Source organism: Hydrogenophaga pseudoflava NBRC 102511, from assembly GCF_001592285.1.
Taxonomy (GTDB): Bacteria; Pseudomonadota; Gammaproteobacteria; order Burkholderiales; family Burkholderiaceae_C; genus Hydrogenophaga; species Hydrogenophaga pseudoflava.
The window spans coordinates 91981-111917 of the sequence record NZ_BCWQ01000002.1; the positions used below are offsets into that span (position 1 = coordinate 91981).

Here is a 19937-nt window from a genome sequence, read left to right on the forward strand (position 1 = left end):
TCATGCAGTGGCAGCGGAGCGAACACCAGCAACCGCCAGCTCCCCGCCAGTCGTCGGTCCCCGACTCCGAGGCGGTGCGTCTGGCCGCGCTCCAGGCCAGCTGGCGCCGGGACCGGCGTGTGGGACGGCGCAGGATCGTCTGGCGCTGGATCGTCTGGTTCGCCCTGCGGTACCTGCCCTGGCTGGTGGCCGCACTGGCACTGCTGTTCGCCGCGGGCTACCTGGCAGGCTGGCTCCCGGCAACGCCCGCAGCAGCCGAGCCACGAATGATCGAAGCAGAGGCTGCGATGTACGCGCCCTTGCCGGCTGCTGTGGACCCTCCGGAGTCCATTGCCGAAACTGACTGGACGCCGCTGAATCTGCACGCCAACGCGCAGCTTGAATTCGCCGCCAACGCAACGACAACAGCCGTTGAAGCGCTGACATCTCCCGATACACTAACCCTCACCCCTGAAAACTGGTTGCACAGCAAGGAGCCCTGATCTCATGAGCCACAACCCTGCGTCCACGCGCCTCGTTCCGGCCGAGCGCCTTTCCGCCATCACCAGCTTGATCGCCGAAGGCGCCGTGTTCGACGGCAACTTTCACACCACGCGCGACCAGGGCATCAAGGTCGACGGCCAGCTCAAAGGCAACATCACCTTCGAAACCGGCGGCACCCTGCATGTGGGCGCCACTGGCGTGATCGAGAACACCCGGCTCGAGGCCGACTATGTGTTCATCGAAGGCAAGGTGATCGGCGCCGTGATCGCCCGCAAGGCGCTGGAAATCACCGGCTCGGCCACGCTGATCGGCGACGCCAGCTACGACGAGCTGATCGACATTCATCCGCGCGCCCGGGTGCGCGGCAAGATCGAGTACCGGGGCGACATCGACGCAGCGCAGAACTGACCCCGTCTGCTGCGCCCACAAAAAAAGCCTGCCACTTGGCAGGCTTTTTTGCGCCCGACACCTCGAAGGTGGCGGTGAAAGATCAGCCCTGCGCCTTGTTGTATGCAGCGATGCCGTCCATGATTTCCTTGTGCGCAGACTCGGGACCTTCCCAGCCCGCGACCTTGACCCACTTGCCCTGCTCCAGATCCTTGTAGTGCTCGAAGAAGTGTTCGATGGCTTTCAGGCGCATCGGGTTCAGGTCTTCCGGCTTCGTCCAGCGGCTGTAGAGCGACAGGATCTTGTTCGTCGGCACGGCCAGCACCTTGCCATCCTCCCCGGCTTCGTCGGTCATCTTCAGGATGCCGATGGCGCGGCAGGGCACCACGACACCAGGCATCAGCGGCACGGGGGTGACCACCAGCACATCGACCGGGTCGCCGTCGCCGGCGATGGTCTTGGGCACATAACCGTAGTTGGTCGGGTAGTGCATGGCGGTGTTCATGAAACGGTCCACGAAGATCGCGCCCGATTCCTTGTCCACTTCGTACTTGATCGGATCGCCGTTCATGGGGATCTCGATGATGACGTTGAACGCTTCGGGGATCTTGTCGCCAGGGGTGACGTTGTCGAGAGACATGGGTTCTTTGGAAAGTTGAAGAAAACGCTAGTGATTAACCCTGATTTTACTGATTCCAACCTGACTTCCTGATCCATATCAGTTCGTGTCTGAAGCAATTCCCGCTACATTCACTTCGTTGGCCAATCGCCCTGCCCCACCCGCCCCGGGTGCGTGACGGACGCGAGGAAGCAACGCAGCGGGGGTAGTCCTCTCAGCGTTGCCCCCTCCAAGTCAAACGTTACGGAGCAGGAGAAATCTATGGTTGGACAAACTGCGCTGATCTTTGCGCTGGTGTGCGGGCTGGTGGCCGTGGTCTATGGTTTCTGGTCCCGCAGTTGGATTCTTTCCCAAGACCCGGGCAACGCCCGCATGCAGGAAATCGCCGGTGCCATCCAGGCCGGCGCTGCCGCCTACCTCGCCAAGCAATACACCACCATCGGCATCGTCGGTGTCGTGCTGGCCGTGCTGATCGGCGTGTTTCTTGACGGCCCCACGGCCATCGGTTTCGTGCTGGGCGCTGTGCTCTCGGGCGCCTGCGGCTTCATCGGCATGAACATCTCGGTGCGGGCCAATGTGCGCACCGCACAGGCCGCCACCAAGGGCATCGGCCCGGCGCTGGACGTGGCCTTCCGCGGCGGTGCCATCACCGGCATGCTGGTGGTGGGCTTGGGCCTGCTCGGCGTAGCCGGCTTCTTCTGGTTCCTCGTGGGCAACGGCAACCTCACGCCCGACAAGAACCTGGCCAAGCTGCTCAATCCCCTGATCGGCTTTGCCTTCGGCTCGTCGCTGATTTCGATCTTCGCGCGCCTGGGCGGCGGCATCTTCACCAAGGGCGCCGACGTGGGTGCCGACCTGGTGGGCAAGGTGGAAGCCGGTATTCCCGAGGACGACCCGCGCAACCCGGCGGTGATCGCCGACAACGTCGGAGACAACGTGGGCGACTGCGCCGGCATGGCGGCCGACCTGTTCGAGACCTATGCGGTGACGCTGATCGCCACCATGGTGCTGGGCGCCCTGATGGTCGTGGCCGCACCGATGCAGGCCGTGCTGTACCCGCTGGTGCTGGGCGGCGTGTCCATCATCGCCTCCATCATCGGCTGCTTCTTCGTCAAGGCCAGCCCGGGCATGAAGAACGTGATGCCGGCGCTCTACAAGGGTCTGGCCATCGCGGGCGTGCTCTCGCTGATCGCCTTCTACTTCGTGACCACCGCCATCATCCCGGACAACGCCATCGCCGCCGCCGGCAGCCAGGTGCGCCTGTTCGGGGCCACGGTGGTGGGCCTGGTGCTGACCGCTGCGCTGGTGTGGATCACCGAGTTCTACACCGGCACCCAGTACTCGCCGGTGCGCCACATCGCCCAGGCGTCCACCACCGGGCACGGCACCAACATCATCGCGGGCCTGGGCGTGTCGATGCGCTCCACCGCCTGGCCGGTGCTGTTCGTCTGCGTGGCCATCATGGCAGCCTACTCGCTGGCCGGCCTGTACGGCATTGCGGTGGCCGCCACCTCCATGCTCAGCATGGCCGGTATCGTGGTTGCGCTGGACGCCTACGGCCCCATCACCGACAACGCGGGCGGCATTGCCGAGATGGCCGAGCTGCCCAGCAGCGTGCGCGACATCACCGATCCGCTGGATGCCGTGGGCAACACCACCAAGGCCGTGACCAAGGGCTACGCCATCGGCTCGGCAGGCCTGGCCTCGCTGGTGCTGTTTGCCGACTACACCCACAAGCTGGAAACCTACGGTCACGCGGTCAGCTTCGACCTCTCCGACCCGATGGTGATCATCGGCCTGTTCATCGGTGGCCTGATCCCCTACCTGTTCGGCGCCATGGCCATGGAAGCGGTCGGCCGCGCGGCCGGTGCGGTGGTGGTTGAAGTGCGCCGCCAGTTCAAGGAAATCCCCGGCATCATGGAAGGCACCGCCAAGCCGGAATACGGCAAGGCCGTGGGCATGCTGACCGGCGCCGCGATCAAGGAAATGATCGTGCCCAGCCTGCTGCCGGTGGTGGTGCCCATCCTCGTGGGCGTCTTCCTCGGCCCGAAGGCCCTCGGCGGCCTGCTCATGGGCACCATCGTGACCGGTCTCTTCGTCGCCATCTCCATGTGCACGGGCGGCGGTGCCTGGGACAACGCCAAGAAGTACATCGAGGACGGCCACCACGGCGGCAAAGGCAGCGAAGCCCACAAGGCGGCCGTGACCGGTGACACCGTAGGCGACCCCTACAAGGACACCGCCGGCCCGGCCGTGAACCCGCTGATCAAGATCATCAACATCGTGGCACTGCTCATCGTGCCGCTGCTGCCGATGGTCTGATCGCTTCGACGCCTGCTCCGGCGGTCACAGCGCATGGCCCAGGAGCAGAGCCGGTTCATACCACGGGCGAACACGCCAGGCGGCGCACCACCTCGCTGGCCACAGGCGTCATGGCGGGCAGTTCCGCCACCCGCCCCTGTTCGATGGCCTGCAGGATCAGTTCGTTGATGCCGCCCACCGCGGCCAGTGCCAGTCCCTCGTCGATGCTGCTCTCCCCTGACCCGCGGCGAAGGGTCTCCACCATGAACGCGGCCAACGCATTCATGACGTCCCGGCGAGCCCGTTCGCCCGCCCCTCCCAGGTGATGGATCTCGATGAACAGGGTCCGCAGCAGCTCGGGGTTGGCCGCCATGTGCGTGAGGTAGGCCTGCAACGCCTGCTCCAGCTGCTGCTGCCAGGGTCGCTCCGCCGACACCGAGTCCCGCAGGGTTTTCAGGGCGCTCATGCTCACCGCCCGATACAGGGCCAGGAAGCAGGCGTCCTTGCTCTCGAAGTGTTCGTAGAAGGTGCGCTTGGAGACACCCGCCTCACGCACCACGTCGGCAATGGTCACTGCGGCAAGCCCCTTGGTGGCGGCCACGCTGGCCATGCCTTGCAGCAGGCGTCGCCGGTGTTCGCTGCCGTTGGAGGTCTTCGGTGTGGTCTGGTTCAAGGCCATGACCGACATCTTAGGCCGCGGGATCACAGGGGTTGCCGGCTTGACACCCATGCCTGAAAGCAAGACCATGGCGAATTCGGTACCAACCGGTACCACCAACCGCTTGAAGCCATGACCGAACTTGTCGTCCGCCGCCTGTTGATCGATCTGGACCAGCCCGTGGAACGCCACTGGTGCGGCGGTGACGCATTCCTGACCGCCTGGTTCAACGCCCTGTCCATGAGCTTCCCGATCGGCGAGCAGTTCTTCATCGACTCGGTGCGCGCCGGCTTCAAGGCCCTGCCACCGGAACAACAGGCGCCGCTGCGCGACGAGGTCCAGGGCTTTGTGGGCCAGGAGGCCACGCACCGACGCATCCACGCCTTGTTCAACGCCCAGATCGAGAAACATGGTCTGACCAACCACTGGGAGCCCAGAGCGCGTCGGCGGCTGGCACGGATGGACGGAGCCGATGTGCGCCACGGTGTGGCCATCACGGCAGCCAACGAACATTTCACAGCCCTCTTCGCCGAGTGGATGCTCGCACACCCCGAGTTGCTGGATGGCTGCGAACCCCGGCTGAAAACTCTGTGGTTGTGGCACAGCGCTGAGGAAGCCGAGCACAAGTCCACAGCCTTCGACATCTACCAGGCCCTGGGTGGCAGCCAAGCCTGGCGGCTGCGCTGGATGCGCCGCGTGACCGTGTTCTTCCTCGGCGACGCGCTTCGGCAGACCGTCTCCAACCTGCGCGCCGACGGCACGCTGTGGCGCTGGTCCACCTGGCGCAGCGCCGCCCGGCACCTGCTCGGACGAGACGGGCTGCTGCGCACCAGCTACACGCCATGGAAGCGCTACTTCCGACGAGACTTCCACCCGACCCAGCAACACAGCGAGCTGTCCGAGCGCTGGCTGGCTGCCAACGCCCAGGTGTTCGTGCGGGTAGGCAGCAGCGCCTGAGTGCCCGCGGGTATTGTCCCTGCCCAGAGCCCGTGTGTCCAGACTGGGCTATGCAGGGTCGACCATAATCTCGCCATGTCCGAACGCGTGATTCCCCTGGTCGACCAACGCATGACGACCCGCGCCGCGGTCGTTCCCACCACACCGATTGCTGCCACCGGTCTGCTCGGCGATGCGCTCGGGCGGCCGCTGCGCGACCTGCGCATCAGCGTCACCGACCGCTGCAACTTCCGCTGCAGCTACTGCATGCCCAAGTCGATTTTCGACAAGGACTATCCCTACCTGCCGCACAGCGCCCTGCTCAGCTTCGAGGAAATCACCCGCATTGCGCGCCAGTTCGTGGCCCATGGCGTGCAGAAGATCCGCCTCACCGGCGGCGAGCCGCTGCTGCGCAAGAACATCGAGATCCTGATCGAGCAGCTGGCCGCACTGCGCACCACCGAAGGCAGGCCGCTGGACATCACGCTCACCACCAACGGCTCGCTGCTGCAACGCAAGGCGCGCGATCTCAAAGCCGCCGGGCTGCGCCGCGTCACAGTGAGTCTGGACGGGCTGGACGACGCCGTGTTCCGCGCCATGAACGATGTCGACTTCCCGGTGGCCGATGTGCTGCGCGGCATCGAGGCGGCGCGCGAGGCCGGACTGGGCCCGGTGAAGATCAACATGGTGGTCAAACGCGGCACCAACGAGCACGAGATCCTGCCGATGGCGCGCCACTTCAAGGGCACCGGTGCGGTGCTGCGCTTCATCGAATACATGGACGTGGGCGCCACCAACGGCTGGCGCATGGACGAGGTGATGCCCAGCGCCGAGGTGGTGCAGCTGATCCACCGCGAACTGCCGCTGGTGCAGCTGGACCCGTCGGCGCCCGGTGAAACGGCCGAACGCTGGGGCTACGCCGACGGCAGCGGCGAGATTGGCGTGATCAGCAGCGTGACGCAGGCCTTCTGCCGCGACTGCAACCGCGCCCGCCTCTCCACCGAAGGCAAGCTCTATCTCTGCCTGTTCGCCACCCAGGGACATGATCTCAAGCCGCTGGTGCGCGGTGGTGCCAGCGACGCCGAACTGGCCAGCGCCATCGCCGGCATCTGGCAGGGCCGTGACGACCGCTACTCGGAACTGCGCGCCTCCATGCCGCCAGACCAGAGCGCGGGCGGGCGCCGCATCGAAATGAGCTACATCGGAGGCTGAACCCATGCAAGCGGGAGACATCACCGGGCTGGTCCTGGCCGGCGGGCGCGGCTCGCGCATGGGCGGCGTCGACAAGGGGCTGCAGAACTTCCACGGCACGCCGCTGGCGCTGAACGCGCTGATGCGGCTGCAGATGCAGGAAGGAGGTCTGGTCGGCGACCTGATGGTCAACGCCAACCGCAACCTCTCGGCCTACGAGGCCTTCGGCACCCCGGTGTGGCCCGACACACTCGACAATTTCGCCGGACCGCTGGCGGGCTTTCTCACCGGTCTGGAGCGCTGCGAAACCCCCTGGCTGCTGACCGTGCCCTGCGACTCGCCGCGCTTTCCGCTCGACCTGGCACGGCGTCTGGCAAAAGCCTTTGAATCGCCCGACACAGAGATCGCCATGGCGGCCGCCCGCGAGGACGACGGGCAATGGCGGTCCCAGCCGGTGTTCTGCCTGATGAAGGTGGACCTGCTCGAAAGCCTGGCCGACTTCACACGCGGCGGTGGCCGCAAGATCGACCACTGGACCGGCCAGCACCGCACCGTGGTGGTGCCGTTTGACCGCTCGGGCGACGACCCGCTGGCGTTCACCAATGCCAACACGCTGGACGAACTGCACGCCCTCGAAAAACCGTGATGGACCGATGAAGACGATTGAACAGATTGCCGCCGAATTGCAGGGCTACGACCCGAAGGCCCTCAGGGCTGCAGACGTCAACGAGTTCCTGGCGCGGCTGGTGACACCGGTCAGCGAAACAGAAGCTTGCGGCGTGTTCGGCGCCCTGGGGCGGGTGCTGGCGGAGGATGTGGTCTCGCCGATCAGTGTGCCGCCGCACGACAACTCGGCCATGGACGGCTTCTCATTCGATGGCGGCCAGTTGCAGCCGGGGCAGCCACTGGTGCTGCGCTGCCTGGGCACCGCCTACGCAGGCCAGGCCTGGAGCGGCCAGGCGGGTGCGGGCGACTGCGTGAAGATCATGACCGGCGCCATCATGCCCGCCGGCACCGACACCGTGGTGCCCATCGAGTTCGTGAAGGTCGAGGGCGAGACAGTCACCGTGCCGGCCGACGTGGTCCGCCAGGGCGACAACCGCCGCCTGCTTGGCGAAGACCTGATGGCCGGCCGCCCCGCCCTGGCGCGCGGCCAGACCCTGGGACCGGCGGCGCTGGGCCTGATTGCCAGCCTGGGCCTGCCCACCGTCCCCGTGTTCCGGCGCCTGAAGGTGGCGTACTTCTCAACCGGCGACGAGATCCTGAGCCTGGGCGAGGCGCCGCGCGAGGGCGCGGTCTACGACAGCAACCGCTACACCGTCTTCGGCCTGCTCACCCGCATGGGCATCGAGGTCCTCGACATGGGCGTGGTCAAGGACGAGCCGGCCGCGCTCGAAGCCGCATTCCGTCGTGCTGCGACCGAGGCCGACGCCATCATCACCAGCGGCGGCGTGAGCATGGGCGAGGCCGACCACACCAAGGCCATGATGAAGCAGCTGGGCGACGTGGCGTTCTGGCGCATCGCGATGCGGCCCGGACGGCCCATGGCCGTGGGCCGGATCGTCCAGGAGGGCAAGTCGTCGGTGCTTTTCGGATTGCCTGGCAACCCAGTGGCCGTGATGGTCACCTTCCTGGCCTTCGTGCGTCCGGCCCTGCAGCGCATGATGGGCTGCACCGCCTGCGAGCCGGTCCTGCTGCAGGCCCGCAGCGCCGAGGCGCTGCGCAAGAAGCCGGGCCGCACCGAGTACCAGCGCGGCATCGTCACGCGCGAGGCCGACGGCACGCTGCGGGTGCGCACCACCGGCAACCAGGGCTCGGGCGTGCTGCGTTCGATGGTCGAAGGCAACGGCCTGATCGTGCTGCACCACGACCAGGGCAACGTGGCCGTGGGCGATCCGGTCGACGTGATGATGTTCGACGGCGCGATCTGAGCCGCCTCAGAGCCAGCGCCTCACACGCGCCATGTAGGTGCGGTACTCCTCGCCAAACAGGCCCAGCAGCACCCGTTCTTCGGGCGCAATCTGGAACCGGGTGAGGTACAGGACGTAGGCCACCGGCCCCAACAGCAACGCCGGCCAGTGCGCGAGGTAGACGCCCCAGGCCAGCAACAGGAACACCATGCCGACGTACATGGGGTTGCGGGTGATGCGGTAGACGCCGCGCGTGACCAAGGATGAGGCACGCTCGGGGCGCAGCGGATTGACCGTGGTGCGCGACGCGCGGAAGGCCAGCAGCCCCGCGAGATCAAACGACAGTCCGACCAGCACCAGCAGCGCCAACGACAGTCCGTTCGACCCGGTGGGCACATGCCACTCGGGGCCGCCGGCCGCCCAGACCATCAGCAGCGCGGTGACCAGGCCCACCAGGGGCGGCGGCACCCGGTGTTCGAGCCAGCTCATTTGGCCACCAGCACGTCACCGGGATGCGACGGCACCTGGGCGGTCTCCTGCGGCAGCACGCGCGAGCCGTGCCGGGTGCGCGCCAGCAGCATGTACATGGTCGGCACCACGAAGATGGTCAGCAGCGTGCCCACCGACATTCCGCCCACGATGACCCAGCCAATCTGTTGGCGGCTCTCGGCGCCCGCGCCGGAGGCCAGCGCCAGCGGCAGGGCTCCGAGCACCATGGCACCAGTGGTCATCATGATGGGGCGCAGGCGCAGCGCGGCGGCTGCGGTCACGGCCTCCAGCTTGGACTGGCCCTGCTCGCGCAGCTGGTTGGCGAACTCCACGATCAGGATGCCGTGCTTGGAGATCAGCCCCACCAGGGTGATCAGACCAATCTGGCTGAACACGTTGAGTGTGCCTCCCGTAAGCCGCAACGCCAGCAGCGCGCCGAGCATGGACAAGGGCACCGACAGCAGGATGATGAACGGGTCGACGAAGCTCTCGAACTGGGCCGCCAGCACCAGAAAGATGAACAGCAGCGACAGCGCGAACACGATGGCCAGCGAACCCGACGAGCTGCGGAACTCCCTGCTCTGGCCGTTGAGGTCGGTGGTGTAGCCCGGCGGCAGCACCTCGGCCGCGATGGTGTTCATGATCTGCAGCGCATCGCCCAGCGCCAGCTCGGGACCGAGGTTGGCGGTGATGGAGGCGCTGCGCCGTTGACCGAAGTGGTTGAGCTCGCGCGGCACCACCACCTCGCTGACCTTGACCAGCGAAGCCAGCGGAATCATGGCGTCCCCCCGTCCGCGCACGAACAGGCGGTCGATGTCGTCGGGCGCGCTGCGCTGCGTGCGGTCGGTCTGCACCACCACGTCGTACTGCTCGCCGCCCTGCTTGTAGCGGGTCACGGTGCGCCCACCCAGCAGCGTCTCCACCGTGCGGGCGATGGCGTCCACGCTCACCCCCATGTCGGCGGCGCGCTCGCGGTCCACGTCCATGCGGATCTCCGGCTTGTTCAGCCGCAGGTCGGTGTCGACCTGCTGGAACCCGGGGTACTTCGCCATCTCGTCCTGGAAGCGGCGCACCGTGCGCGAGAGGTTTTCGTAACTGTCGCTGGTGACGATGACGTAGTTGATCGGCCGCTCGCGGAAGCCCTGGCCCAGCGAGGGCGGCGTGATCGGGAACGCGCTGATGCCCGGCAGCGCCCCGATCTTGGGCTGCAGCTCGCGCGCGATTTCCAGGGTGCTGCGCTCCCGCTCTTCCCAGGGTGTGGCACGCAGGAACACCGAGCCCTGGGCCACGGTCGGGTTGCCGATGTTGGCAAAGATGCGGTCGAACTCCGGGTAGTCCTGTCCGATCCGTTCGACCGCTTCGGCGTAACGGCGCGTGTAGTTCAGCGTGGCGCCGTCCGGGCCGTTGATGTTGACCAGGATCACGCCCCGGTCCTCCAGCGGCGCCAGCTCCTGCTTGGTGGTCTTGAGCAGCCACCAGCTGCCCACCGCGCTGGCGAGCATGATGCCCACCACCAGCCAGCGCACCCGCAGCGCACCGGCCAGCATGCGGCTGTAGCCGTTGGTGATGGCCACCAGCACGCGCTCCATGCCTCTGTCGAACCAGCCTGGGTTGGGGTTGTGGCGCAGCAGCTTGCTGCTCATCATGGGCGAGAGCGTCAGCGCCACGAAGCCCGAAACCACCACCGCGCCGGCCAGGGCAAGCGCAAACTCGGCGAACAGGCGTCCGGTGCGCCCGGGCGTGAAGGCCAGCGGCGCGTACACCGCCGCCAGCGTCAGCGTCATGGCCACCACCGCGAAGCCGATCTCGCGCGCCCCTCTGATGGCAGCGTCGAAAGGTTTCATGCCCTCCTCGATGTGCCGGTAGATGTTCTCCAGCACCACGATGGCATCGTCCACCACCAGACCGATGGCCAGCACCAGCGCCAGCAGCGTCAGGGTGTTGATGGAAAAACCGAACAGCGCCATCAGCGCGAAGGAGCCGACCAGGCTGACAGGGATCGTCACCAGCGGAATGATGGAGGCGCGCAGCGTTCGCAGGAACACGAAGATCACCAGTGCCACCAGCACCACCGCTTCGGCGATGGTGGTGTAGACCGCCTTGATCGAGCGGTCAATGAAGACCGAATTGTCGTTGGCGATGTCGACGTTGATGCCGGGCGGCAGGTCGGCCTTGACTTTCTCCAGCAACTGGCGCACTCCCGCCGAGAGTTCCAGCGGGTTGGCCGTGGCCTGGCGGATCACGCCCAGCGACACCGAGTCGCGGCCGTTCAGGCGCACCGAGCTGCGTTCGTCCTGAGGGCCCTGCACCACCCGCGCCACGTCGCCCAGCCGGATCGGCAGGCCGTTGACGTTGCGGATGGTGACGTCGCGGAACTGCTGCGGCGTCTGCAGGTCGGTGGCGGCGGTCACGTTGAACTCGCGCTGGCTGCTCTCGATGCGACCGGCCGGCACCTCGAGGTTGGAACGCCGCAGCGCATCCTCGATGTCCTGCACCGTGAGCCCATAGGCCGCGAGGCGGTCGGGGTCGGCCCAGATGCGCATGGAGTACTTGCGCTCGCCGTACACCCGCACCTCGGCAGCACCCGGCGCGGTCTGCAGCACCGGCTTGGCGATTCGGTTGGCCAGATCGGACAGCTGCAGCGCGCTGTGGGTGTCGGAAGTCAGGGCCAGCCAGATCACCGGAAAGGCATCGGCCTCCACCTTCGCGATCACCGGCTCGTCGATGCCCTGCGGCAGGCGCTGCCTCACCCGGCTGACCTTGTCGCGCACATCGGCAGCGGCCGAGTCGGGGTCGCGTTCGAGCTTGAAGCGCACCGTGATCTGGCTGCGCTCCTGTCGGCTGATGGAGGTGATCACGTCCACCCCCTCGATGCCGGCAATGGAATCCTCCAGCGGTTTGCTGACCTGCGACTCGACCACCTCGCTGGAGGCCCCGGTGAAGGTGGTGCTGACGGTGACCGTCGGTTCGTCGATCTTGGGGTACTCGCGCACCGTGAGCCCCTGGAAGGCCACCAGGCCCACCAGCAGGATCAACAGGGACAGCACGCTCGCGAAGACCGGGCGGCGGATGGCAATCTCGGGCAGTTGCATGGTCGGGCTCCTGTGCGGTGCGGAACGGCCTCAGCCCGCTGCGGGCGGTTTGCCGCCCGCAGGCGCATCACCCGGCTTGGCTGAGGGAGCGCCGGCCGGTGGCCCGCCCTTGCCAGCGCCTGGCTGGCCGGCTTCGGGCCGGCTCATGTCCACCACACGGACGGCGGTCCCGTCCTGCTGCAGCCGCTGCTGCCCGGCGACCACCACGGTGTCGCCCACCGCCACACCGTCGGTGATTTCCACCTGGCCGGCGCGGCGCACGCCGATGCGGACCTCGGTGCGCTGGGTGACCAGCTTGGCGCCATCGCCCTCGCCTTCCTTGCGCAGCTTGATGACGAACTGCTTGCCCGCCTGCGGCACGATGGCCTCCTCGGGCACGACCAGGGCCGCGTCGTTGACCGAAAACACGGTGTTGACCCGCGCGAACATGCCCGGGCGCAGGTCCTTGCCCGCTGTCGAGGGCAGCACCGCCCGCACGGCCACCGAGCGCCCGTTGGCGTCCAGCAGCGGGTCGACCGCCTGGATGCGGGCCTGAAAGTTCTGGCCTGGCAGAGCATCCAGCTGAACCTGCACCGACTGGCCCGCCGCCACCAGGCTCTGGTAGCGCTCGGGCAGGCGGAAGTCCACCGTCAGCTGCGAGGTGTCTTCAAGGTTGATCAGGTCGGCACCGTCCTTGACGTACTCGCCGAGGTTGATGTTGATCAGGCCCACCGTGCCGTCGAAGGGCGCCACGACGCGCATACGCGCCAAGCGAGCCTGCGCCAGCGACACCTGGGCCTCGGCCACCTGGAGGGCGGCGCGGCTTTCATCGAGCACCCGCTGGGCAACGAAGGCCTGGGCCACCAGCTCCTCGTTGCGCTTGAGGTTGGCGCGCGCAATCGACAGCTGCGCCTGGGCCTGGCTCAGTTCCGCCTTCTGCAACGTGTCGTCCATCTGCACCAGCAACTGGCCCTTGCGCACCCGGGCACCATCCGACACCGCGATCTGCACGATGCGACCGGCCACCTCGGGCCGCAGGGTCACGCTCTGGCGCGAACGCAGGGTGCCGACGGACTGGGCATCGTCCTGCAGCCGTTGGGTCTGGACCTTGGTGACCTCGACCCCCGGCATGCCACCACCGCCTTGGCCGGGCCGTCCACCGGCAGCACCGGGGGAAGCGGGAGTGCCCGGTGCGGCCTGCTGTGCACCTGCAGCGGGACGGTTCTGAAACCACCAGGCGCCGGCCGACGCCAGCGCAATGCCGCCCACAGCGACCCAGACGTAGAGTTTTTGTGCCATGTAGTCTTCGTGTCCACGAAGGCCTCATGCAGCGTCCGTGCTGCGAATGAGACGGAGAAAGAAACGCAATGTATCAGCGCAGACGCTGCTGCGCTGCACAAGTTCCCGAAGCCCCGCGAGAACGGTCACCCGTTCATCGGGATTCATCAGGTCGCTCGAACCTCAGGTGGGCACACCCCGGTTCGCCAGGGCATCGGCCCGCTCGTTGCCCGGGTCACCGGCGTGTCCTTTGACCCAGTGCCACTCAATCTTGTGCGTGCCCTGGTGCACCAGCGCATCCAGGCGCTGCCACAGGTCGGCGTTCTTCACCGGCTGCCGGCTGGCCGTCTTCCAGCCCTTGGCCTTCCAGCCGTGAATCCACTCGGTGATGCCCTTGCGCACGTATTCGCTGTCAAGGTAGAGCGCCACCGTGCAGGGGCGCTTGAGCGCCGCCAGACCTTCAATGACCGCGGTCAGCTCCATGCGGTTGTTGGTGGTCTCGCGCTCGCCGCCCCACAACTCCTTTTCGTGCCCGCCCGATTTCAGGTAGACCCCCCAGCCGCCCGGACCGGGGTTGCCCTTGCAGGCACCATCGGTGTACATCACCACGTGATTCAAATTCAATGCTCCAGAAAGGCGCGTTCAGCGCCGGTTTGCAATGGTCACGGGCGCGGTGCCCGAAGCGCGCCGCGGTCGCCAGGCAGGCCCGAGCAGACGCACCCCACGCACCCGCTTGACCGCGACAAAAAAATAGACCGATCCGAAGATCGGCCACCAGCGGGGGCCGGCGCGGTCCATCCAGGCATAGCGCTGCAGCCACTTGTCGCTGTGGACCGCGGGCCGGTAACAACCAAAGTGCTGCGACTCGACTTCGAGGCCCAGCAGGCTGAACCAGTCCCGCAGCCGCCCAGGCCCGATGAACTCGCCGGCCTCGGGCAGGTACAACTCCGACAGACCCAGCGCCGAGATGCCGAAGCGGCCCATCAGGCGCGCACGGCTCTGGCGCAGCCCCCAGAAGCTGTTGGGGTTGAAACCCGCCACCACCACACGTCCTTCGGGCACAAGCACACGCTCCACCTCGCGCAGCACATGGTGCGGGTCGGCGCTCAGCTCCAGGGTGTGGGGCAGCACCACCAGATCCAGACTCGCTTCGGGAAAAGGAAGCGCCGCTGCGTTGGTCACCAGCGCCACGCGCGGGATCGCTGAGGAGGATGCCCCTGCGACTCCGGCTGCGGGCACCGTGTCGCGGTCCGGTCCAGTCGGAATTTCCTCGGCGCTGAGCATTTCTTCGGGCAGGGCCAGCCACCGGTGAGGCATCCGGTTGGCCGCCAGCGCATGCAGTTCCGGCAGCCCCAGCTGCAGCGCGTTGTAGCCGAACAAGTTCACCACCGAACGGTCGAACTGACCCTGTTCCCACTGGAGCAAGTAGCGCCCCGGAGGGGTCTGGAACCAGTCGGTCAAACTTATAATTCGGTCATTCATTCTGGGTGTTCAAGCGACGGTCTCTTCGGGCCGCAACCCGGTCCCGCCCGGTACTCTACACGCCCTGCCCAAGGTGCGAGCCCCATGACCCTGATCCCGCTTCCCGCCTTCAATGACAACTACATCTGGGTGCTTCATGATGGCCGGCGTGCGCTCGTGGTGGACCCGGGGGAATCGGAGGGTGTGCTGAGATGGCTGGGTTCGCAGGGCATCACGCTCGACGCCATCCTGGTCACCCATCATCACGGCGATCACACGGGGGGTGTGGACGCACTGAGGCAGGCCACCGGCGCACGGGTGATCGGCCCCGCACGCGAGGTCGTTCCCGAGCCCCTTGAGCGTGTGAGCGAAGGCGACACCATCGAACTGCTGGGCCTGCGCTTCGAGGTGATGGACGTGCCGGGCCACACCGCGGGCCACATCGCCTACCACTGCGCCGATGTGGACGGCCGGCCTCTGCTGTTCTGCGGTGACACGCTGTTTTCTGCCGGCTGTGGCCGCCTGTTCGAAGGCACACCTCAGCAGATGCTGGCCTCGCTCGACCGCCTGGCGGTCCTGCCGGACGACACCCGGGTGTGCTGCACCCACGAGTACACGCTGTCCAATCTGCGGTTTGCGCGGGCGGTGGATCCGGACAATGCCGATCTGCAGGCGCACGAACAACACTGTCAGTCGCTGCGCGAGCGGAACCTTCCCACGCTGCCCAGCTCCATCGGACTGGAAAAGCAGATCAACCCCTTCCTTCGCGTGCGTGCGCCGGCCCTCTCAGAAGCTGCCCGCCGCCATGCCCCAGAGACCCCTTCCGACGCGCTGGGTGTGTTCACCACGCTGCGTGCCTGGAAAAACGTGTTTCAGTAGTCCATGACCTTTCTCTCTTCGTTGCCCGTCCGCGCGCGCTGTTGTTCGGCACGTTCCTTGAAAGTGCTGAGCAGCCTCGGATTCGCGGCGCTGCTGGCCGCCTGTGCAAACACCCCGCTGCCACCGCACGAGCCGCCGCAGACGCCGTCTCCCGGCGCCACCGCCCCGTCCCAGGCCGCCGCTCCCCAGCTTCCGCGGGTTCAGACGCCCCATGCCCCGCTGAGCGAGATTTCCATCGCGTCCGCCACGCCACCGCCCGTCACCATGCTGGCGGCACCGGCGGACATCTGGGAACGCATCCGCCGCGGTCTCGCGATGCAGGACCTCGACGGTGAGCTGGTGCGCGACCGCGAACAGTGGTACGCCTCGCGGCCCGACTACATCCAGCGCATGACCGAGCGCTCGAGCCGCTACCTGTTCCACATCGTCGAGGAGATCGAGCGGCGCAACCTGCCCATGGAGCTGGCGCTGCTGCCGTTCATCGAGAGCGCGTTCAACCCCCAGGCGGTGTCCAGCGCCCGGGCCGCGGGCATGTGGCAGTTCATGCCCGCCACCGGCCAGTCCTTCGACCTCAAGCAGAACGTGTTCCGCGACGACCGCCGCGATGTGCTGGCCTCAACCCGTGCGGCGCTCGACTACCTTGAACAGCTGCACGCCCGGTTCGGCGACTGGCACCTGGCGCTGGCCGCCTACAACTGGGGCCAGGGCAACGTCAACCGGGCCATCACCCGCAACCAGCGGGAGGGCCGCCCCACCGGCTACACCGACCTGAACATGCCGCTGGAAACGCGCATGTACGTGCCCAAGCTGCAGGCGGTCGAGAACATCGTCGCGCGCCCCGAGGTGTTCGGCACCGTGCTGCCGTCCATCGGCAACCATCCCTTCTTCGACACGCTCACGATCGAGCGCGACATGGACGTGTCGCTCATCGCGAGCCTCGCGGGCATCAGCGAACGCGACTTCCGCACGCTCAACCCGTCCATCAAGCAACCGCTGGTGATGGCCGCGGGCACTCCGAACATCCTGCTGCCGTGGGACAACGCCAAGGTGTTCGAGGAAAAGCTCAAGACCTACAACGGTCCGCTGGCCAGCTGGACCGCCTGGGTGGCGCCGTCCACCATGAGCGTGTCTGATGTGGCCAAGCGCGTGGGCATGAGCGAGTCCGAGTTGCGCAGCGTGAACAACATCCCGCCGCGCATGAAGGTCCGGGCCGGTTCCAGCCTGCTGGTCCACCGCAACGGCGCGCGGGATCGGGACGTGAGCGAGTTCGTGGCCGACAACGCCCAGCTCAGCCTGGCGCCCGAGGTGGTGCTCCGGCGCACGGTTGTTCGCGCCCGCAAGGGCGACACGCTGGCCCGTGTGGCCCAGCGCTACCGGGTGAGCACCGTCAGCGTGGCGGGCTGGAACGGCCTGTCCGTGAACGCGAAGCTCAAGTCGGGCCAGCGCCTCACGCTGATGCTGCCCAAATCCGTCCGCGTGGCCGAGCGTGCCCCTGCCCGCTCGGCGAAGGCCGGCAAGGCCACCCGCAGCAAGCAGGCCAGCGCGAAAAAGCCTGCTCGTTCCGCCAAGGTGACCAAGGGCAAACAGAAGAGCGTCCGGGTCGCGTCGGAGGAGCGCTCCAGCCGCAAGACCACCAAACGCTGAACATCCCCGGCGCGGCGCCTCAGGCCTTGAACCGAGCCTTGGCCTTGAGCGCCATGTCGTTCGTGAAAGTCTGCGAAAGGTCCACCTGGCGCAACGGTGACGCGGTGTCGAACCGGGACATCACCCGCGCCATGGTCGCGGGCCCGGCATCGGGCATCAGCCCGTCGGGCGACCATGCTTCGCGAGCACGGCTGAACGCCGCCAGATACAGCGCCCGGTCACCCTGGAAGTACGACTCCGGCACCACCTTGTTGATGTCGGACAGGCCCGCCGTCTGCAGCCACTTGAGCGCATGGACCAGGCCATGGACCAGCGCCTGGCACTCGTCGCGGTGCGTGCCCAGGTAGTCGGCTGCCACGCTCAGACAACCTGCGGGCATCGGTCCACCGAACACATCGGCGTTGCCGCGCACCGTGCGTGTGTCCGCCACCAGGCGCAGCGCACTGTCCTGCTCCAGCTGGGTGATGACCGGGTCGGTGTAACAGATCGCATCGACCAGGCCGTTCCGGAAATTCGCCAGCGCCGCCGTCGGGCTGGCGACGGGCACGAAATCCACGGTTTCCGCGCCCAGACGGCCGGCCGCCATCAACATGAGCACCATGCGGTGCGCTCCACTGCCCAGAGACGGCACCAGCACCTTGCGCCCACGCAGGTCTTCGATGTTTCGGAAGCCCGCGAGTGTCTTGTGCGACACACCGAGCACCAGTTGGGGCGCACGCCCCTGCAGCACGATCGAAGGATAGGACTTGCCGCGCGCACGCAAGGCGACGCTGGTGCTGTAGGGACCGGAGAGCACCTGCGCCGACCCGGACAGCAGGGCCTGCAAGGCTGTTCCAGGCTCCATGAGGTCGCGCACCTGGACATCCAGCCCCTCGGCCGCGAAGTACCCCATGCGGTCGGCAATCGTCAGCGGCAGGTAGCAGAAGGCCGCGCGGTTCTCGACCGCCAGCACCACACGCCCGAACGGCGCGCGCGAAGGCTGCGACTGCAACTTCGCGCTGCCCTGCGCCATCGCCGCAGGCAGCCCGGCCACCATCGGCAAAGCCGAGGCCCAAGACCGCAACCACTCACGGCGACTCCACATGCACGCGTCCTTCGGTTCCCTGATTCGATGGAACCGAGCGTAGGTCACGGACGCCCGCTGCGCATCGGGACGAGTCCCGAGCGGGTTTCCACCGACGCCAAATGCAAGCCGATGTAACGGCCGCCGGCGTCGCAATCAGATGAAGAGCAGCGCGATGTTGGCTGCGAACGCCAGCGCCCACACGGCGCTGCGCAGCGTGGCCATGTCGGCCACGTAGAACAGGATGTACATCAGCCGGAGCACCACGTACACAAAGCACAGCAGATCCAGCCGCGTCTGGAAGACCGAATGCTGGTGCGCAATGATCACCGCGCCGATGTAGAACGGCATGGCCTCGAAGCAGTTGGCCTGCGCCGCGTTGGCCCGCGCGCGCCAACCCGACTGCCGTGCCAGCCATTCGCGCGGCAGGTGGTTGTCGTAGCCGCCGTCCCGGCGGGGTTTGGACACCGCCCCCGACTTGGCCAGCCAGGCGCAGCCGAGCGGCATCAGGGCCACGACCAGCACGGTCCAGTAGGCCACGGTCAGTCCGGCATAGGTCATGAAAACACCTTGAAACAAAAGGGAGTGGCCGGGCGATTCAGCGCCGGTCCACCAGGGCGTGGGCAATGGTGCCCAGATCGACGTATTCGAGCTCGCTGCCGACCGGCACCCCGCGCGCCAGACGGGTGACGTTGACGCCGCGGGTCTTCAGCCCCTGCGCGATGACATGGGCCGTGGTCTCACCTTCGGCGGTGAAGTTGGTCGCCAGGATCACCTCGCGCACCACCCGCTCGCCCTGCTCGGTCGCGTCGATGCGCTCGAACAGTTTCTGCAGCCCGATCTCGCGCGGACCCACGCCGTCCAGCGGGCTGAGTTTGCCCATCAGCACGAAGTACAGGCCCTTGTAGGCACCGGTGCGCTCCATCGCCGCCTGGTCGGCCGGTGTTTCCACCACGCAGAGCAGGCCGCGGTCGCGCCGCGGGTCGTCGCAGGTCGGGCAGATGTCGTTTTCGGTGAAGGTGTGGCACATCGTGCAGTGCTTCACCGAGTTGCAGGCGTGCTGCAAGGCCTGCGACAGCCGCAGCGCGCCCTCGCGGTCGTGCTGCAGCAGATGGAAGGCCATGCGCTGGGCGGACTTCACCCCCACGCCGGGCAGGCAGCGCAGGGCCTGCACCAGCAGCTCCAGCGAGTGGGTATCGGCCACGCGTGGTTGCGTGGTCAGAACGGGAATTTCATGCCGCCCGGCAGCCCGGGCATGCCGGCGGTGAGCTTGCCCATCTTCTCCTGCGAGGTCTCTTCGGCCTTGCGCACCGCGGCGTTGAAGGCGGCGGCCACCAGGTCTTCGAGCATGTCCTTGTCGTCGGCCAGCAGCGAAGGGTCGATGGTCACGCGGCGCACGTCGTGCTTGCAGGTCATGAGCACCTTGACCAGACCGGCACCGGACTCGCCCGTGACCTCGATGTTGCCCAGTTCGTCCTGGGCCTTCTTGAGGTTTTCCTGCATGGCCTGGGCCTGCTTCATCAGGCCGGCGAGTTGTCCTTTGTTGAACATGGTGTTCCTTGGGTTG

20 protein-coding genes are annotated in these 19937 nt (G+C 67.0%); 9 read left to right on the forward strand and 11 right to left on the reverse strand.

Annotation, left to right across the window (positions count from 1 at the left end):
- Nucleotides 1–2: 2 nt before the first annotated feature.
- Complete coding sequence (locus HPS01S_RS03325; protein WP_066151235.1) at nucleotides 3–482, forward strand: hypothetical protein; 480 nt, start codon at nucleotides 3–5, stop codon at nucleotides 480–482.
- A gap of 4 nt (nucleotides 483–486) precedes the next feature.
- A complete protein-coding gene (locus HPS01S_RS03330) occupies nucleotides 487–891 on the forward strand; it encodes a bactofilin family protein (protein ID WP_066151238.1) in 405 nt (134 codons plus the stop codon).
- 82 nt (nucleotides 892–973) lie between these two features.
- On the opposite strand, the gene ppa is transcribed toward HPS01S_RS03330, so the two are convergent.
- Nucleotides 974–1510, reverse strand: coding sequence for an inorganic diphosphatase (gene ppa / locus HPS01S_RS03335; RefSeq protein WP_066151241.1), 537 nt, complete (start codon nucleotides 1508–1510; stop codon nucleotides 974–976).
- Nucleotides 1511–1750: 240 nt separating this feature from the next.
- Here ppa and HPS01S_RS03340 point away from each other — a divergent pair, with 240 nt between their 5' ends.
- Nucleotides 1751–3811, forward strand: coding sequence for a sodium-translocating pyrophosphatase (locus HPS01S_RS03340; protein WP_066151243.1), 2061 nt, complete (start codon nucleotides 1751–1753; stop codon nucleotides 3809–3811).
- A 55-nt stretch (nucleotides 3812–3866) separates the two neighbouring features.
- Here HPS01S_RS03340 and HPS01S_RS03345 read toward each other — a convergent pair whose 3' ends face one another.
- Nucleotides 3867–4469, reverse strand: coding sequence for a TetR/AcrR family transcriptional regulator (locus HPS01S_RS03345; RefSeq protein ID WP_084397048.1), 603 nt, complete (start codon nucleotides 4467–4469; stop codon nucleotides 3867–3869).
- A 111-nt stretch (nucleotides 4470–4580) separates the two neighbouring features.
- On the opposite strand from HPS01S_RS03345, the gene HPS01S_RS03350 reads away from it, so the two are divergent.
- The 4 genes from HPS01S_RS03350 to moeA all read left to right on the forward strand — a co-directional run bounded on the left by HPS01S_RS03350 (nucleotide 4581) and on the right by moeA (nucleotide 8506).
- A complete protein-coding gene (locus HPS01S_RS03350; protein WP_066151249.1) occupies nucleotides 4581–5405 on the forward strand; it encodes a metal-dependent hydrolase in 825 nt (274 codons plus the stop codon).
- A gap of 75 nt (nucleotides 5406–5480) precedes the next feature.
- The gene (gene moaA / locus HPS01S_RS03355; RefSeq protein ID WP_066151251.1) at nucleotides 5481–6596 is read left to right on the forward strand and encodes a GTP 3',8-cyclase MoaA; all 1116 of its coding nucleotides are present in this window, start codon (nucleotides 5481–5483) and stop codon (nucleotides 6594–6596) included.
- A gap of 4 nt (nucleotides 6597–6600) precedes the next feature.
- Nucleotides 6601–7221, forward strand: coding sequence for a molybdenum cofactor guanylyltransferase MobA (gene mobA, locus HPS01S_RS03360; protein WP_066151254.1), 621 nt, complete (start codon nucleotides 6601–6603; stop codon nucleotides 7219–7221).
- Nucleotides 7222–7228: 7 nt separating this feature from the next.
- Nucleotides 7229–8506 (forward strand): molybdopterin molybdotransferase MoeA, encoded by a 1278-nt coding sequence (gene moeA, locus HPS01S_RS03365; RefSeq protein WP_066151256.1) that lies wholly within the window; start codon nucleotides 7229–7231, stop codon nucleotides 8504–8506.
- Between the two features lie 6 nt (nucleotides 8507–8512).
- On the opposite strand, the gene HPS01S_RS03370 is transcribed toward moeA, so the two are convergent.
- The 5 genes from HPS01S_RS03370 to HPS01S_RS03390 all read right to left on the reverse strand — a co-directional run bounded on the left by HPS01S_RS03370 (nucleotide 8513) and on the right by HPS01S_RS03390 (nucleotide 14805).
- Nucleotides 8513–8974, reverse strand: coding sequence for a methyltransferase family protein (locus HPS01S_RS03370; RefSeq protein WP_066151260.1), 462 nt, complete (start codon nucleotides 8972–8974; stop codon nucleotides 8513–8515).
- A complete protein-coding gene (locus HPS01S_RS03375) occupies nucleotides 8971–12066 on the reverse strand; it encodes an efflux RND transporter permease subunit (protein WP_066151262.1) in 3096 nt (1031 codons plus the stop codon). Before HPS01S_RS03375 ends, HPS01S_RS03370 begins: the two co-directional genes overlap by 4 nt.
- Before the next feature lie 30 nt (nucleotides 12067–12096).
- Complete coding sequence (locus tag HPS01S_RS03380) at nucleotides 12097–13344, reverse strand: efflux RND transporter periplasmic adaptor subunit (RefSeq protein ID WP_066151265.1); 1248 nt, start codon at nucleotides 13342–13344, stop codon at nucleotides 12097–12099.
- Nucleotides 13345–13506: 162 nt separating this feature from the next.
- The gene (gene rnhA, locus HPS01S_RS03385) at nucleotides 13507–13941 is read right to left on the reverse strand and encodes a ribonuclease HI (protein WP_066151267.1); all 435 of its coding nucleotides are present in this window, start codon (nucleotides 13939–13941) and stop codon (nucleotides 13507–13509) included.
- 24 nt (nucleotides 13942–13965) lie between these two features.
- Nucleotides 13966–14805, reverse strand: coding sequence for a class I SAM-dependent methyltransferase (locus HPS01S_RS03390; protein WP_066151269.1), 840 nt, complete (start codon nucleotides 14803–14805; stop codon nucleotides 13966–13968).
- 84 nt (nucleotides 14806–14889) lie between these two features.
- Here HPS01S_RS03390 and gloB point away from each other — a divergent pair, with 84 nt between their 5' ends.
- Both gloB and HPS01S_RS03400 read left to right on the forward strand, forming a co-directional pair.
- Nucleotides 14890–15663 (forward strand): hydroxyacylglutathione hydrolase, encoded by a 774-nt coding sequence (gloB, locus tag HPS01S_RS03395; protein WP_066151271.1) that lies wholly within the window; start codon nucleotides 14890–14892, stop codon nucleotides 15661–15663.
- Nucleotides 15664–15720: 57 nt separating this feature from the next.
- Entirely contained in the window at nucleotides 15721–17307 is a 1587-nt protein-coding gene (locus tag HPS01S_RS03400) for a transglycosylase SLT domain-containing protein (RefSeq protein ID WP_066151273.1), read from the forward strand.
- 19 nt (nucleotides 17308–17326) lie between these two features.
- Here HPS01S_RS03400 and HPS01S_RS03405 read toward each other — a convergent pair whose 3' ends face one another.
- The 4 genes from HPS01S_RS03405 to HPS01S_RS03420 all read right to left on the reverse strand — a co-directional run bounded on the left by HPS01S_RS03405 (nucleotide 17327) and on the right by HPS01S_RS03420 (nucleotide 19921).
- On the reverse strand, nucleotides 17327–18391 hold the full coding sequence (locus HPS01S_RS03405; protein ID WP_084397005.1) for an ABC transporter substrate-binding protein: 1065 nt from the start codon (nucleotides 18389–18391) through the stop codon (nucleotides 17327–17329).
- A 135-nt stretch (nucleotides 18392–18526) separates the two neighbouring features.
- Nucleotides 18527–18931 carry an MAPEG family protein gene (locus tag HPS01S_RS03410; RefSeq protein WP_066151277.1) on the reverse strand — a complete coding sequence of 135 codons (405 nt, stop codon included), beginning with the start codon at nucleotides 18929–18931 and terminating at the stop codon, nucleotides 18527–18529.
- Between the two features lie 37 nt (nucleotides 18932–18968).
- A complete protein-coding gene (recR, locus tag HPS01S_RS03415; protein WP_066151279.1) occupies nucleotides 18969–19574 on the reverse strand; it encodes a recombination mediator RecR in 606 nt (201 codons plus the stop codon).
- Nucleotides 19575–19588: 14 nt separating this feature from the next.
- Nucleotides 19589–19921: a YbaB/EbfC family nucleoid-associated protein gene (locus HPS01S_RS03420; RefSeq protein WP_066151282.1), complete on the reverse strand. Its 333-nt coding sequence runs from the start codon at nucleotides 19919–19921 to the stop codon at nucleotides 19589–19591.
- Nucleotides 19922–19937 lie beyond the last annotated feature (16 nt).

What these genes read in the sequence shown, in the direction of transcription:
- HPS01S_RS03390 (WP_066151269.1), bottom strand. Translation starts at nt 14,805, where the DNA reads ATGAATGACCGAATTATAAGTTTGACCGACTGGTTCCAGACCCCTCCG.
- HPS01S_RS03420 (WP_066151282.1), bottom strand. Translation starts at nt 19,921, where the DNA reads ATGTTCAACAAAGGACAACTCGCCGGCCTGATGAAGCAGGCCCAGGCC.
- HPS01S_RS03325 (WP_066151235.1), top strand. Translation starts at nt 3, where the DNA reads ATGCAGTGGCAGCGGAGCGAACACCAGCAACCGCCAGCTCCCCGCCAG.
- HPS01S_RS03375 (WP_066151262.1), bottom strand. Translation starts at nt 12,066, where the DNA reads ATGCAACTGCCCGAGATTGCCATCCGCCGCCCGGTCTTCGCGAGCGTG.
- moeA (WP_066151256.1), top strand. Translation starts at nt 7,229, where the DNA reads ATGAAGACGATTGAACAGATTGCCGCCGAATTGCAGGGCTACGACCCG.
- HPS01S_RS03380 (WP_066151265.1), bottom strand. Translation starts at nt 13,344, where the DNA reads ATGGCACAAAAACTCTACGTCTGGGTCGCTGTGGGCGGCATTGCGCTG.
- mobA (WP_066151254.1), top strand. Translation starts at nt 6,601, where the DNA reads ATGCAAGCGGGAGACATCACCGGGCTGGTCCTGGCCGGCGGGCGCGGC.
- HPS01S_RS03350 (WP_066151249.1), top strand. Translation starts at nt 4,581, where the DNA reads ATGACCGAACTTGTCGTCCGCCGCCTGTTGATCGATCTGGACCAGCCC.
- HPS01S_RS03405 (WP_084397005.1), bottom strand. Translation starts at nt 18,391, where the DNA reads ATGTGGAGTCGCCGTGAGTGGTTGCGGTCTTGGGCCTCGGCTTTGCCG.
- HPS01S_RS03340 (WP_066151243.1), top strand. Translation starts at nt 1,751, where the DNA reads ATGGTTGGACAAACTGCGCTGATCTTTGCGCTGGTGTGCGGGCTGGTG.
- gloB (WP_066151271.1), top strand. Translation starts at nt 14,890, where the DNA reads ATGACCCTGATCCCGCTTCCCGCCTTCAATGACAACTACATCTGGGTG.
- HPS01S_RS03410 (WP_066151277.1), bottom strand. Translation starts at nt 18,931, where the DNA reads ATGACCTATGCCGGACTGACCGTGGCCTACTGGACCGTGCTGGTCGTG.
- HPS01S_RS03370 (WP_066151260.1), bottom strand. Translation starts at nt 8,974, where the DNA reads ATGAGCTGGCTCGAACACCGGGTGCCGCCGCCCCTGGTGGGCCTGGTC.
- moaA (WP_066151251.1), top strand. Translation starts at nt 5,481, where the DNA reads ATGTCCGAACGCGTGATTCCCCTGGTCGACCAACGCATGACGACCCGC.
- ppa (WP_066151241.1), bottom strand. Translation starts at nt 1,510, where the DNA reads ATGTCTCTCGACAACGTCACCCCTGGCGACAAGATCCCCGAAGCGTTC.
- HPS01S_RS03330 (WP_066151238.1), top strand. Translation starts at nt 487, where the DNA reads ATGAGCCACAACCCTGCGTCCACGCGCCTCGTTCCGGCCGAGCGCCTT.
- HPS01S_RS03345 (WP_084397048.1), bottom strand. Translation starts at nt 4,469, where the DNA reads ATGGCCTTGAACCAGACCACACCGAAGACCTCCAACGGCAGCGAACAC.